The organism is Rossellomorea sp. NS-SX7 (assembly GCF_052828565.1).
This window is the reverse complement of the sequence record NZ_CM128249.1, coordinates 4,082,002-4,096,297: the sequence shown is the minus strand read 5'-3', so window position 1 is coordinate 4,096,297 and position 14,296 is coordinate 4,082,002. Positions and strand designations below refer to the sequence as shown.

General features: G+C 43.3%; 14 protein-coding genes and 2 tRNA genes. 2 read left to right on the top strand and 14 right to left on the bottom strand.

Annotated elements, in window-relative coordinates; all coding sequences use genetic code 11:
- Window positions 1-76: 76 nt before the first annotated feature.
- The 5 genes from hpt to spoIIE form a co-directional block, all read right to left on the bottom strand.
- Complete coding sequence (gene hpt / locus ACUXV2_RS20270; protein WP_446244917.1) at window positions 77-625, bottom strand: hypoxanthine phosphoribosyltransferase; 549 nt, start codon at window positions 623-625, stop codon at window positions 77-79.
- Window positions 626-628: 3 nt separating this feature from the next.
- Window positions 629-2,035 carry a tRNA lysidine(34) synthetase TilS gene (gene tilS / locus ACUXV2_RS20265; protein WP_446244916.1) on the bottom strand — a complete coding sequence of 469 codons (1,407 nt, stop codon included), beginning with the start codon at window positions 2,033-2,035 and terminating at the stop codon, window positions 629-631.
- Window positions 2,036-2,101: 66 nt separating this feature from the next.
- Window positions 2,102-3,103 carry a protein kinase domain-containing protein gene (locus ACUXV2_RS20260; RefSeq protein WP_446247117.1) on the bottom strand — a complete coding sequence of 334 codons (1,002 nt, stop codon included), beginning with the start codon at window positions 3,101-3,103 and terminating at the stop codon, window positions 2,102-2,104.
- On the bottom strand, window positions 3,072-3,812 hold the full coding sequence (locus tag ACUXV2_RS20255) for a VWA domain-containing protein (protein ID WP_446244915.1): 741 nt from the start codon (window positions 3,810-3,812) through the stop codon (window positions 3,072-3,074). Before ACUXV2_RS20255 ends, ACUXV2_RS20260 begins: the two co-directional genes overlap by 32 nt.
- 97 nt (window positions 3,813-3,909) lie before the next feature.
- Window positions 3,910-6,402 (bottom strand): stage II sporulation protein E, encoded by a 2,493-nt coding sequence (gene spoIIE, locus ACUXV2_RS20250; protein WP_446244914.1) that lies wholly within the window; start codon window positions 6,400-6,402, stop codon window positions 3,910-3,912.
- A gap of 280 nt (window positions 6,403-6,682) precedes the next feature.
- Here spoIIE and ACUXV2_RS20245 point away from each other — a divergent pair.
- Window positions 6,683-6,759: transfer RNA gene (locus tag ACUXV2_RS20245), tRNA-Met, on the top strand.
- 9 nt (window positions 6,760-6,768) lie between these two features.
- A tRNA-Glu gene (locus ACUXV2_RS20240) sits at window positions 6,769-6,840 on the top strand.
- A 46-nt stretch (window positions 6,841-6,886) separates the two neighbouring features.
- Here the strand turns inward: ACUXV2_RS20240 and ACUXV2_RS20235 are convergent.
- The 9 genes from ACUXV2_RS20235 to spoVT all read right to left on the bottom strand — a co-directional run bounded on the left by ACUXV2_RS20235 (window position 6,887) and on the right by spoVT (window position 13,946).
- Window positions 6,887-7,360: a DinB family protein gene (locus tag ACUXV2_RS20235; protein WP_446244913.1), complete on the bottom strand. Its 474-nt coding sequence runs from the start codon at window positions 7,358-7,360 to the stop codon at window positions 6,887-6,889.
- Between the two features lie 151 nt (window positions 7,361-7,511).
- On the bottom strand, window positions 7,512-7,934 hold the full coding sequence (locus ACUXV2_RS20230; protein ID WP_446244912.1) for a S1 domain-containing RNA-binding protein: 423 nt from the start codon (window positions 7,932-7,934) through the stop codon (window positions 7,512-7,514).
- Between the two features lie 92 nt (window positions 7,935-8,026).
- Entirely contained in the window at window positions 8,027-8,401 is a 375-nt protein-coding gene (locus ACUXV2_RS20225) for an FtsB family cell division protein (RefSeq protein ID WP_446244911.1), read from the bottom strand.
- A 47-nt stretch (window positions 8,402-8,448) separates the two neighbouring features.
- Window positions 8,449-9,096, bottom strand: a complete 648-nt coding sequence (gene yabQ, locus ACUXV2_RS20220) for a spore cortex biosynthesis protein YabQ (RefSeq protein WP_446244910.1) — start codon at window positions 9,094-9,096, stop codon at window positions 8,449-8,451.
- The gene (yabP, locus tag ACUXV2_RS20215; protein WP_175989764.1) at window positions 9,093-9,395 is read right to left on the bottom strand and encodes a sporulation protein YabP; all 303 of its coding nucleotides are present in this window, start codon (window positions 9,393-9,395) and stop codon (window positions 9,093-9,095) included. The genes yabQ and yabP overlap by 4 nt, the downstream gene beginning before the upstream one ends.
- A gap of 84 nt (window positions 9,396-9,479) precedes the next feature.
- Window positions 9,480-9,749 carry an RNA-binding S4 domain-containing protein gene (locus ACUXV2_RS20210; protein ID WP_071618324.1) on the bottom strand — a complete coding sequence of 90 codons (270 nt, stop codon included), beginning with the start codon at window positions 9,747-9,749 and terminating at the stop codon, window positions 9,480-9,482.
- 22 nt (window positions 9,750-9,771) lie between these two features.
- The gene (gene mazG, locus ACUXV2_RS20205; RefSeq protein ID WP_446244909.1) at window positions 9,772-11,238 is read right to left on the bottom strand and encodes a nucleoside triphosphate pyrophosphohydrolase; all 1,467 of its coding nucleotides are present in this window, start codon (window positions 11,236-11,238) and stop codon (window positions 9,772-9,774) included.
- Window positions 11,239-11,247: 9 nt separating this feature from the next.
- On the bottom strand, window positions 11,248-12,870 hold the full coding sequence (locus tag ACUXV2_RS20200) for a putative polysaccharide biosynthesis protein (protein ID WP_446244908.1): 1,623 nt from the start codon (window positions 12,868-12,870) through the stop codon (window positions 11,248-11,250).
- Between the two features lie 539 nt (window positions 12,871-13,409).
- Entirely contained in the window at window positions 13,410-13,946 is a 537-nt protein-coding gene (gene spoVT, locus ACUXV2_RS20195) for a stage V sporulation protein T (protein WP_446244907.1), read from the bottom strand.
- Window positions 13,947-14,296: the final 350 nt, after the last annotated feature.

The window sequence follows — 14,296 nt, the reverse complement described above, 5'->3', positions numbered from 1 at the left end:
TAAATCATGGCATTACAACAAATAGGGCTTGATGTTTTCCACTGGAACGAATAGAATATCCCTCTTTAGATTACACTTATTCCCCTGTTGTATACACTTCAGGTTTCAACACCCCGATATACGGCAGATTACGGTATCTTTCCGCATAATCCAGTCCGTATCCAACGACAAATTCGTCCGGCACAATAAAGCCGACATAATCTGCTTTGATATCCGCTTTACGGCCCGAAGGCTTATCCAATAGAGTGACGATGCTGATTGACTTCGCTTTGCGGTAGCGGAACAGCTCCACAAGGTAGCTTAGTGTCAAACCGCTGTCGATGATATCCTCGATGATCAGGATGTCACGGCCTTCGACTTTGGTATCCAAATCTTTCACAATCTTTACTTCGCCGGAAGAAACAGTGGAATTCCCATAACTTGAAACATCCATGAAGTCCATTTCCATATGAGTGTCCATCCGTTTGCAAAGGTCAGCCATAAAAGGCATTGCACCCTTCAATACACCGATTGCCAAAGGAAATTTATCTTGATACTCCTCTGTCAATTGTGCGCCTAAATCTTTAATCTTTGCCTGAAGTTCTTCTTCTGAAATCAATACTTTTTCAATATCCTGATTTAACAATGTTCAACTGCCTCCTAGAAGATGATTGCTTTTAAATTGTAATACTAAACTATTTTCCCGGGCTTCTCCTAAATCGTAAATTGACTTTTTCATTCCGGGAACCCAAAGGATCTTATCCTCTGAGTCGACGACAACCGGCCATTCATCACGCAAATGGCGGGGAACTTTTTCGTCAATGAATAGGGATTTGAGCTTTTTTGTTCCTTGTAAGCCTTTGATTTTCAATCGATCCCCCGTCTTTCTCGTTCGAATGAATAACGGAAGTGCAACGTCCTCGCGATGAAGAAAAATGCAGTCGCCGTTACAGGATTCAATATCCAACAAAGATTCATGGAGAACAAATTGAGAACCGCTTGGAAGCGTAAGAGGGTTATTATCCTTTAGCTCATAACAATAAGGGGCTTGACCAGACTCTAATTTCCCAAAGTGAAAATAACAGGTGTGATACGCCCTTGTTACTCGGAGACCTCCAGGTAAATCCAAGCTAGCATTAGGTGATTTTCCTCTTAATATACCCAATACATCGTAAATATGTATAGTCGATAAAGAAGATGGTCTTAGTTTGTAAAGATAGTTTAATATTAGATGAATCCCTCTTCTTTGTAAAGGCTCAGCCATTGCAAGAAAGCCTTCAATATCCAACTCAGAGAAAACCTCTGTGTTATTCCATACCTTATTCAACTTTTCCCGTGTTAATTCCTCTAAAAACTGTTCATCTTCTGTTATTTCTTCACTAAATTGTTGAAATTGATGATGGACCAGCGGGTTTTCTTCTTTTAAAAAGGGAATGACCGTTTTCCGAAATCGATTCCTGGTATACAATTCTTTATCATTGCTGGGATCAAAGCGTGGAGAAAGACGTTGTTTCAGGCAATATTCTTCGATTTCCTGCTTGGTGACAGACAGAAATGGACGAATGATCATGCCCGGCGGGAATACACGCTTATAAGGGATCCCGGCCCTTCCTTTCCCTGCCGTTCCCCTTGTCAGCTTCATCAAAATCGTTTCAACCTGGTCATCCCCATGATGGCCCAGTGCAAGTTTGTCTGCTGAAACATCCACCATGACTTCCCTGAGAAAATCGTATCGCACATTGCGGGCGGTTTCCTGGAGGCTGCCATTTTTGTCTTCCATGATTTTTTCAACATTGATTCTTTCACCGTAAAAAGGAATCTTGCGCTCTGCACAAAAATCCTTAACAAAAAGGAGCTCCTGATACGACTCCTCTCCCCGAAACATATGATCGAGATGAGCAGCGATGACTTCGGCTCCCCATTCTTTTCTATTCATATGAAGAAAATGAAGCAGCGCCAAGGAATCCGGTCCTCCGGATACTGCCGTCACAATCCGGTCCCCGGCTTCTATTAACTGATGACGTTGAATGAACTCTTTTGTCGTCTGCTCGATCATGTTTACTTCCTCTTCCTCGGCTCTTTTACCCTATTGTATCAATTTCACCCTTCTGGTACTACTAATCTACATGAGCTCTCCGTAGATATATAAGACATATAGAAGCGACACAATCATGACAACCAGCACAGTTTCAAGGAAGTGACTCGATTTCTTCCGCTTTTGTTTCTGAACCCTGCTTGGCTTTGAAGTAGGCTGACTGGAAAATGAAGATGCTGCGGACTTTCTGGCTGGCCTGGAGACAGCAGGTTGAGCTTTCCCGCTATGCGAGAGGCCATTCAGCAAATGCATTCTCATTTCACCTGCAGAACGAAAGCTCCCTTCTAAAGCTTTTTCGATTGTAGACTGAAACTTGCTCAATTGGTCTTTCGCTCCGATGGCCTTTCTTAATTGCTGCATATTCCCTGTTCCCGTCTTATTGAAACGTCCTGGATAAGCTAAATTGATTAAAATCATGCCGACCGAAAAAAGATCATAGGTAGGTTCTGCTTTCCTCGAACCCCCAAGCCAGTATCCGCGGTCGAAAAACTCGGTGAATTCTTTGATCGCCCTTCCCTGTATCGTGGTCCCTCCTACATCAATGCAGCGTATCCTGTAAGGTGGTCCTGTGACGATCAGATTTTCAGGTTTCAGATCTCCGAACACCCAGCCCTCATCATGAATCCTTCCAAGGTCAGAGAGCAGCTGTGCGATCAGTACACCTGTCCAGGCAGAGCCTTTCGATTGTACAAATTGCAATAGATTCATACCTTGTATATATTCCATCGTATAAAAATGTATTCTCTGGCCTCTGGTCTCCCAATCATCCACCTGATGCAATTTAGGTCCAAGGGGAGTTCCCTGGACCTTTGAAAATGACTTCAATACATTGACTTCAGAAGTGATGGAGACATTGCTGTCACTCATCTTTAATGCCAGGTAGCCGGAAGCTCCCTGCACCAGATACACCATTCCGTTGGCACCATACCCCAACTCTTTAACAATCGTATAAATTTGTTTATACCATTTTCCCCTGATCACTGTCCCCGCAGGGAAATTAAATGGTTTCTTCGAAGTATTGTTCATCATCGCCACGAGAGAGCAATCCCCTTAATGAACGTTTTTTCTTGAAATAACTCAATGCTTCTGAGATGGCCGGTCCGGTTGGAGTAATGCCGCCCGGGGACAATTTAGAGAAAATACTCGTAAGTGTTTCGAGTTTTGGTGTCCAATCCAGCAATTTTTCGACATCTTGTCGTTTCCCGGGAAATACGAACACAGAAAATTTATTATCTCCCATTCTAGCATTCAAGCTCAAAGACAGGTCCAGCAAGGCTTCTTTGACTGTCGGGAGCTTATGTTTCATACTTGCAGACGTATCGACAAGAATCAACACTTCCATGTCCACAGATTCTCCCAGCTCATCCACTACTTCCATTACTTCCCCGCGCTGATCAGGCGGCAGTTCTTCCATCGAAGCAGATTTACCGAGGATTTGCTTTAATTCATTATTCACTACCCCTTGAAGGGTTTGTGTCATCGCTTTTCTCGTTACCACCTGGACGGTTTGCGAAAGCTGCTGGGCATAGACAATCTGACTTACCCCGCCGCCCGATAGAGCGATTCCTTCAATCTCCTGCATGCCGTTATCATCAATCACATCATTATCCATGACTCCTATGACATTTACTGAAATACCCTGCTCCTTGGCAAGTGCCGCCATGGCAATCGGGTCTTCCCCTTGATTCGAGCAGCCATCCGTTATCAATAGAATTTGACGAAGTGTACCTGTCTTCATCAGACTCCCCTCCTAATTCAAAAGATGGTATCATCTTCGCCGAATCAGGAGGAATTTATACTTCATTTCACTATATTTATAGAGGGGATCTCCTTTCTTAAGAGATTCTTTTCTTATCTTTTTCATGATTTTTTTGTACAGGGATAGACGACCACTTCGGTATATTATGCTTGATTTTTGATACCACAATCGTCATATCATCTTCTATTAAACCTGAGCTTGAGCGTATCACTTCCTCCATTAGAATGTCCGCGACTTCCTGAGGATCATCGGTTTGAAGTTCCGACACTTTACGTTTCATCCACACATCATAGTTTTCTACATGTTTAGGTCCCTCAAAGGCCCCGTCACTCATCATGATCAGCAGATCCCCCGCTTTCAGCTGATCCGAAACGACATCCACATCAAAATCATGCTGCAGCATTCCCATCGGAAGATTGCTGGCTTCTATCTTCATCACTTTGTCTCCACGTTTAATAAAACTCGGGGTCGATCCGATCTTCAGAAATTTCGAAGATGCATTTTGAAGATCGATCATCGCCAAATCAAGGGTAGAGAAAATTTCATCATTCGTCCTGAGTGACAGGATGGAATTAACGGATTTAATCGCTACCTCCTCTTCTATTCCCGATTCCAGTATCTTTTGGAGCAGCCTGAGAGTCTCGTTGCTTTCATAATGGGCGCGTTCACCATTTCCCATGCCGTCGCTGATGGCAACCGCGTATTTGCCGGCACCAAGTTCAATCATTGAATAACTGTCACCCGATACGAGACCTCCCCCTTTGGCAGCATGCGATACTCCTGTATCCACTACAAATTTCTTCGCAGACCTGAACGTCATCTGACAGTAACCATTTGGAAATTGAGCACAGTCCTCCTTATAGACCACGATATTTTCTCCTAATATATCCGATAACATCGGTGCAATCAGTTTTTCTCCCTGTCCATGGCCTCCGCAGTATGGAATCGTCATATCAATATCCACATTTCCCTGTTCCAGGTTATAAATTTCGATATTTTCGATCTCTATGCCGAATTCATTGATGCTTGCGAGTATTTGCTCCTCCTGTATATGATGATTTTCCCTTTCTCTTTGAATTTCCTTCGCGAAATTGCCCATGACTTCTGAGACGCCCAGTAATTGATCGGCTACCAGCCTCCTGCTCTCTTTCACTTGTTTTTTCAGTTTGAGATTGGCCTGGTAAAATGTCAGCTCTTGATAAATCGTGTCCTGAAGCTTCTTTTCTTTCGTACAGTGTTTGTCCAGTTCCCGGTGAAGGCGGGGAGACAGCGGGATTTTCCCTTGATCGAACTCATTCATCACATCTTTCATCAGATTGTAGGTTTTATCGAAATTCCTTGACCAGCACTGGTCCTTTTTAAAGCACGTCTGACACGTCTTTTCTGTGACATTGCTCAAGAAATAATCAAACTCTTTATCTTCCTCCTCTTCAAACTGCTCTTCTATTTGCTGAAAGCTTTTGGATAACGCCTGAAATACAGAAGAAAATTGAGTGACCCTGTTTGCAGTCACATCCCTCACCCTTCTCATATATCCCTGCTGTTCCTGCTGATATTCGGGTGTCCCCGGAATATGTTTCGCAATTTTCACCGCCAGACTCTGAGGTGTCAGGAACAATAAGAGTATCGCCACACCGGATTCATACAGTGTTTTAGTCAAAACCGTATCACTATCTCCGTACATTCCCATAAGCAGGGTAGCGATTAACAAACCAATTGCCGCTCCAAATTTCTTCCCTTCTTTCATCAATCCGCCCAGAAGACCCGAAAAAGCAAGCAAACTCATTTGATAAAAGCTCGCAACACTCGCCAGGCTGAAAATCAGACCGGTTACGACCCCTACTGTTGAACCGATTGTAGCCCCTGCCACAAACGAAAATAATAAAACCAGGTACCTGGATAAAATATGTTCAATGGACAGACTGTATACTGCCCACCCGATTGTCCCGGTCATGATGGAAGCGAGAAGGATGATCAGACTGACCACTTCTTCTGTTTTTAGTGAGCGTCTTCTGCGCTGAACCGTCACCAGCGGTACACTTTGAATGAAAATGTACGTTAACAGAAAGGCCAGACTCGCTTCAATCAGTGCCATGACACCATTGTATATCGTAATGACTTGATCCTGCTGGATGTAATTGAACGAAAGCTTGACTCCTATCACAGTGAATAACACATAAAACGCAACATATTTCAGTTCATTTTTATGATATTTTTGTGTTAAACGAAAGATTAATAGGAATATAATCGTGCTTGCAAACGTATAACTGATACTAGAGAACGATAATGTAACGGACCCTGCAAGCAGCCCCAACAGAGCGATTGGGGACTTTTCCCTCCGTACGAGATACACAGAGGCAAAGAAAGGAAGCGCGAATGGAGTCAAATGCGACAGAATGAGTGCCCTTCCCAGTAAAAAACCGATGATGAACAGTGCGATCCCCTTTTGCACAAACAGCCATTCCAATTTGGAATAGATGGACTTGATTCCTTTAGACAATTCCAGTCTGGTGTGTTCAATGTCTACATTTTGAACAGGTTCTATGATTGTCTGATTGGCTTTACCCATGTAACAAACACTCCCCATTTACTTTTTTGTTAAGTATAAATGGGACAAGTTCAGAAGTTTGTCAAAATGAGGGAATCGAGCCTAAGAATGTTTCGACGGCATTCCCTTCATTCCGTTATAATATTCTGAATATTTCATTTTATAAACGTTTCTATTTTTTCAATTACCACCTATGACTTAGACACAGACTGACTTGAAGGAATTTTGACAAATTCTTTTATAATATCTGTTGACAAGATTTTTGTTTCTATGTATTATAGATTTTGTGCTTAAAACATATGGCGGTGTAGCTCAGCTGGCTAGAGCGTACGGTTCATACCCGTGAGGTCGGGGGTTCGATCCCCTCCGCCGCTACCATATTGTTAAGGCCCGTTGGTCAAGCGGTTAAGACACCGCCCTTTCACGGCGGTAACACGGGTTCGAATCCCGTACGGGTCATATTTCAAAAGACTATCCAAGAATGGATAGTCTTTTTTTGTGTCACTTATGCTTTTTCCTTATAGAGCGCTTCTTCGATCTGATTCTGATGATGTTTGTCGTGTCCCATGAAATCCTCGAAGAATTCCCTTAATGTATAGAGATGGTCACCTACTTCAAATGACAGATCGAGTTCTTCCTCAGTCAAAGAATCAATATATGCCCTGATGGACCTTCTCGCTTCAACGCTTTCCGCCAGCAAGTGTCCCTGAGTCCTTTCACCTTGAGCATAAGCCGCCGCTTTACGATTAAACTCCTCAAACTCCGGAAATGGAGGAAGAACCGCTCCGTCTTGGAGATCCGGCAGCAAGATGTGTTCCACGGAATATCGGTCCCATTTCATGATATGCGACACATTTGCACCAATCGACCATTTCCCTTCCTCCATCGGTGCATACCATTTGTCTTCCTCTATATGATTCAACTCTTTAAGCCAGGATATAAAATAGTCATGATGATCGAGAAGTTCTTCCTTATTCATTTTACCGCCACCCCATTTGTCTGTTTACAAACATATATTCGGTGGAGTACAGTGTAAATCCTCTTTAATAAAATAAAAAAACAGACACACTCAATAATGAATGTGCCTGTTCCTGTCGTACAACCTGCTATATTAGTTAATAGACAGCAAGTTAGCCTCTTTTCGCTCCTCTTCCGCCGCGTCGGGATTCAGTGTTCTTCTTTAAAGATGACAGACGATCTTCACTGTCTTTCAAGAAGCGTGCCATCTTTTGCTCGAAGTTCTCCTTCGGGCGTGTATCACTTGGTTTGTTGTTACGCGGACGCTGAGGGCGCTGCTGGCGCTGTGGGCGTTGTGGCTGGTCTTTCGCTTTACGGATGGATAAACCGATCTTCCCATCGTTTTCAACATTAATAACTTTAACTGTTACTTCATCGCCAACTTTAAGGTGTTCGTTGATATCCTTAACGTAGTTGTCCGCAACCTCACTAATGTGTACTAAACCAGTTGAACCTTCCGCTAACTCCACGAACGCTCCAAAATTTGTAATGCCTGTTACCTTACCCTGTAACTTGCTGCCTACTTCGATTGACATAAAAGAAATGCTCCTCCTTAAAATAATAAAAGATAAACCTTACTATATATTATAGCCAATTAAAAAAAAGAGTGTCAATAAGACACCTCTTCTTATTCTTTCTTTTTCTCCGGTTCCGGGATATTAAAAATAATTTCACCTTCGTCGGATAAGAAATAATCGCGGCGTGCAAGCTTGGCAATGTATTCATCGTCGTTAAGCTTGACGATCTCTTCTTCCAAGGCACTTTGATGATCTTTCAGTTGTTCCATTTTATCTTCAAGCTGTGCTTTTTCTGTGCGTTTTTCTTCTAACATTTGGGCTCTGGAAATGAGAGTCGAGATCAAAAATCCACTAATTGCCAGCACTAAAACGAAAAATAAGGACAATCTTCGAACCAAACGCTTTTTTCTCTTAGATGAAGACTTATGTATATGTTCCTGGTTGCGGACATATTCATTTTCCATGGACGTAACGTTTTTCCTCATTCCAAAACCTCCTTTTTTACTAGAGACAGAAGGAAAGGGAAAAGGCGCTATTTTTTAAAGCGCTTTTTCACCTTTTCTATGACTCTATATATTTTTTTGATATAGACCGTAATAAATCCTGCCATTTTATTATATAACTTCTCGACTCTTTTTGTAAGATGATTCGGCAATAAATTCCATATACCTTTAAGAATCCACCAAACCGGACTCAATACGAGCTTAATCGCCCATTTAATGATGGAATAAACTACCTTCAGCAGGAAGGTCACGACTTTCAAGAGCCCCTTCGCTATAGAAAGAACCAGCGTAATCAGTAAAACCACTAACCATTTTATCGGCGTATACAGTACTTTTTTCACCATTGAAACCAAAAAATTGTAAAGAGAAATAATAAAACGGATCATTTTTTCCAACAAGTGAAGATATCCTTGTTTAAGCAGTGCCTGGTATCCGGCAAATCCACAAAGCAGCGCAATGAAGATATAAAAGCGAAGCTCCCCGGAGTTGACCGAAAATAACGTATAAAAAATCGACAGAGCTTGAAAGATCCAGAACAACAGGTCGTTTATGAAAACCAGCCACCGTTTCCGCTGGGAACGGTTTAAGAACCGACTATAGGTGTCCAGTGACGCACCAAATAAAGCTCCCATGCCTATCATGGAAAGCATGGTGTAAAACTGGGTCGTCAGAGTCATCGAAATAGCTTGCTAAAGAGTCCTTTAGCCTTCTCCGTATTGTGTTCATCCAAGTAAATCAGATCAAACACCTTTCCTTTAATCGAGACAATCCCTTTATCGACATCGAGATTTTTCATTTGCAGGTTCTGACCCCTTACTGACAGGATACCCATGACCGTTTCGAGCAGGAATTCTTCGTTATCAAAGCTTTCCACTTGTTTGACTCCGGTGATATCGAGCAGCTTCCTGCCTCTCATGATGACATCATGTTCCTGGTAAGAAGTCTTGTCTTTGTTTCCATCATAATATTGGTTCATATTTATCCCTCACATTCACATAGTACAAGCTTTGTACTATATGTATGTATACGGGGGGTGTTTAAGAACAAAAATAAGACGTGCTTACTCCGACTCCTCTTTGATTCTTTCTTCAGAAATGACGGAATAAAGGCTTGATGCTTCTTCTTTTTTGGTTGTATCAAGCAGCCTTTCTATCTTTACCCTCATCACTTTTTGTCCAAACCTTACACTTAGCTCGTCCCCGACTTTTACATTGGAGCTTGCTTTGGCCTGTGTGCCATTGACAAGGATCCTGCCCTGATCGGCGATTTCTTTCGCAAGCGTCCTTCTTTTGATCAATCTGGATACTTTCAAGTATTTATCCAATCTCATCGATACCATTAATAAAACTCCCCTACTCGATATTTTTCTTTTTCGCTTCATTCCAGAAGGCATCAAGTTCTTCCAGAGTAAAATCGTCAAAGGCCTTTCCCGAGCTGCGGACTTTTTCCTCTACATAGGAAAAGCGGCGGTAAAACTTCGTATTGGTCATCGCCAGCGCTTCCTCGGGAAACACTTTATAGAACCTCGCAACATTGACAAGAGCAAACAAGATATCCCCAAACTCTTTCTTTATTGCGGTTTCACTATTATTCTCCGCTTCTTTCTCGAATTCCTTCAATTCTTCCCATACTTTAGCCCAGGCGCCTTTTACATCCGGCCAGTCGAAGCCTACTTTGGCCGCCTTTTTTTGATATTCATATGCCTTTATGAGAGCCGGCATTCCCTTAGCAGTATTTTTTAGCATAGACACGGGTTCTTCCGTTCCGCCTTTTTCCTTCTGTTTGATCTTTTCCCAGTTCATCTTGACCTGCTCGGTATTTTCGACATCGACCGTTCCGAACACATGAGGATGGCGGCGAACCATTTTAGAAGCGATGCTTTCAATGACTTCCTCCATCGTGAACATTCCTTCATCTTCCCCGATCTGGGCATGAAGCATGACTTGAAGGAGGACGTCCCCAAGCTCCTCGACGATATGATCAATATCATCTTCATCAATGGCTTCCAGTAATTCATAGGTTTCTTCTATCAAATACTTCTTCAGGGATTGGTGTGTCTGTTCCCTATCCCACGGGCATCCGTTCGGCCCCCGCAAGGTTGAGATGATTTCCCTCAGCGTTCCATATTGCTTGAAGGAAGCCTCCATCTCTTTAACAGCCGGGACATAGAGACTCGTTAAATTACTGAGACCCGCCGCGCGGTCTAGCTCAACGAGAGGGATGGTTTCCACTTTCTCATCCTTGCTGCCTGCAGCGGTAACGAGCTTCACTTCGTAATCATATGGATAAAGTTCCATCAGCGTCAGCTTTACTTCAGAGGCGATAAAGCCGTCATATACCTGTCCGATGATGAGCTGCTGGTTCATATGGATATCCTGAAGCCTCAGGCTTGTCCCATCCAATAATTGAAATCCGTCGATCGGATCGGCTCCGACAGATGCAAAAAGTGCATCAATGAAACTTTGGCCGCCTCCGACCTTTACATCAATCTTTCCTTGCTGATGAAGATCCAGCAGAAGCTGAACCGTCTTTTCGGCAACAAGCGGATGGCCTGGTACAGCGTAGACCAGCGGCCCTTTTTCAGCGCGAGAAACAAGCACCTCTGTAATCTCTTCATACACCTGTTCAAATCGGTCATGTTTTTCATAGATTTCATCGAAGGATTGAAATGTCACTCCTTCTTTTATTAAATCGCTCACCACAGGATGTTCTTTTGTCCGTAAATATAAAAAATCGCTATTTTTAATGATGCGATAAACACCTAAAGGCAGCTGCTCCATGTCCCCAGCTCCCAGGCCGACAATTGTTATGGTATTCATATGATTCTCCTATCTGCTTTTTGTAATTGGCTGGATTATCTCCATCAGCCGCACCCACTTGCTTCCAAAGGGCAGAAAGCCGATCTCTTCCTGACTCAGCACATTCCCTCTCAGTAAAACAACCATGAACACCGCCCCGCCAATGAACACTCCTCCCAAAGAGAAGACGACTGCCATTCCGCGTTCGGGCATCCCGGCTGTCAAAACGATCTCATACAGCAGCATCAATGCCTGAAGCGTAAGGGTCATCGCAGCCCCGCTTACGAACAGTGTTTTAAAAAATGAGGAATCGATCAGTCTGATCGGGAAGATCTTCCTTAACCTTAAAACCATCAGAAGCGTGATCATCGCCAAGGATAAAATCGTTGAAAGAGAGGCTCCCATCGTACCGAATGCAGGAACAAGACTGGCATTCCCTGCATATTTAAAGATGACTCCGGCAATGATGCAGAACGCCGGATAATAAATGCTTCCGATCCCCTGGAATATCCCCGAGAATGTAAGGATCAAGCAGCTGAAAAAAATCGAGACACAAAAAACGGCAAGCACATCGGAACCGGAGGCATTCTCGAACAACATCGTATTCGTAGGGACGATGAGATTGATCAAACCGAGCGATGCAGCGAAGCCGATGATGATACTGATTTTTAACGATAATTGACTGTATTCTCTCACCAGTGACTCTTTCTTACCTATAAAAGCACTCGTCACCAAAGGAACGATGGTGAGTGAAATAGAGGTGGCGACCACATTCCCCAGCTGCACAAAAGGCTGTCCGCGGTCATAAATTCCCTTCCACTGTTTGGCAGCACTTTCTTCCATGCCGGAGGAAGTCAATAATGCGTATACGTTTAATGAATCGATGAATTGAAGAAGGATCAACAGCATAGCGCTGACACAAATAGCTGTCCCGTCCTTCAACAACCTTTTCCAAATGGAGAGATAACCCTTCGATAGCGTGAAGATCCCCGATGACAGAAGCGGTTCCTTTTTCAATGCAAAGAAAAAAATCAGCACGATGATACCCGCTATCCCCCCGATGATCGAGCCGAATAACGCACCCTTTCCAACTGTGTATAATGAATAGCCCTGACTCACCAACAGGAATGAAAACACCAGGATCGTAACAACCCTGAAACTCTGTTCTGCCACCTGTGAGACTGCAGTCGGAAGCATGTTTTCTTTTCCTTGATAGTATCCTCTCATTGCAGACAAAGGGGGCAGAAGTAAAAATGACAGGGAAATGACCTGGATTAGCGGAACGAGATGCGGATCCCCCATCCATCCGGCAATCAGGCCAGCACCGAAATAGATGATCAGAAACCATATCAACCCTACGATGCACAAAAACAGAAACGAGGTCAGGGCCACATCCTTCGCCCCTTCCTCATCATTCTCTTCAAGCTTCTCAGCGACAAGCTTTGAAATGATAACAGGAAATCCGTAAGTGGATAACGCGATCGCTATCCCGTAAAAAGGGTAAACCTGCTGATATATATAAAAACCGATATCTCCAACGATATTCTGAAAAGGAACCCGATACACGGCGCTCAATATCTTCGTCAAGAGAGCAGCCACCGTCAATACCATGGCCCCTTTAAGAAATTGCTTGGAGGAGTACTGCTTCCTCACCGAGCTTCCTGCCTTTCCATATAAAACTAAAACCGAGCATATGTACAAACGTATATCCAGTATATAATTGACATTTTATCATAAATGCAGAAAAGCGGAAGCGGCTTGCACAGAGGCGACAAGCATAAGACGAAAACACCGGAAAGGCGTTCTTTTGCCTTTTTGGTGTTTTTGGCTTATGACCTCGAGCCTCTAGCCGCTGGAGCTGGACAATGAAAAGCGGAAGCGGCTTGATCAGAGGCGGGTGGCATAAGACGAATCGGCCATGAAGGCGCTCTTTGCCTTCTTGGGCGGTTTGGCTTATGACATGTGCCTCTAGCCGCTAGAGCTGGACAATGAAAAGCGGAAGCGGCATGCACAGAGGCGACAAGCTTAAGATGAAAACACCGGAAAGGCGTTCTTTTGCCTTTTGGTGTTTTTGGCTTATGACCTCGAGCCTCTAGCCACTGGAGCTGGACAATGAAAAGCGAAAGCGGCTTGGTGGAGGCGACTTGCCCCTTTCAAAAAAAAGAAGAGTGGCAGGTGCCACTCTCTTCAAATTATGATTCCATTTGCCTTGCCAAGAAGCCAGCTGCCGTTTCCACTGCCTTTTGTTCCACTTCACCAACAGTGCGATCCTTTGAAAAAATAGCAACGGCACCAATTGGATCTCCATTTGCTACAATCGGAGCGATCGTATATGAATTCACATCTTCATCATGTCCATCTACTAGTTCAGCTTGTCCCTGCTGAGTGTGTAGAAGGGATGTACGATCATCCATCACTTTTTCAATTAATTCACTTACGTTTTTGTTTAAATACTCTTTCTTTGATGCACCGGCAATAGCGATCACCGCATCACGGTCGCAAATCAGGACCGCACTTCCTAAACTGTCGTATAATGCTTCCGCATATTCCTTCGCAAAATCACTGAGCTCACTGATAGGAGAATATTTCTTTAAGATGACTTCCCCGTCACGATCAACGAAGATCTCAAGTGGATCTCCCTCGCGGATCCTTAACGTTCTGCGAATTTCTTTCGGAATAACAACGCGTCCTAAATCATCAATACGACGAACAATTCCAGTTGCTTTCATCTATAGTTGCCTCACTTTCATCAGATGATTTTTATTTAGCAAGGCATTCATTTACTTTGAATACTTTGCCATTGTTGAGTTTAGTATCTTACATCTTAGAAGTTCTATACACATTCAGTTATTTTTTCTGTAATTTCACTAAAATGCTAGTGCAGGTTACTTTTTCCAAAGTTGGCAGCTGCATTAATACTTATACCCCTATCATAGTAAAATAAACCAGTAAACGCGTTTACAGTTCAGTTACAATGTGATAACGAATATTAGAATTAAATGTCGAAAATCATCTGATTGTATCGAAAGTGACGGCTGTGAGTGAGACTTTTTTCTTAAACAAAAAGAATAACCGCTTC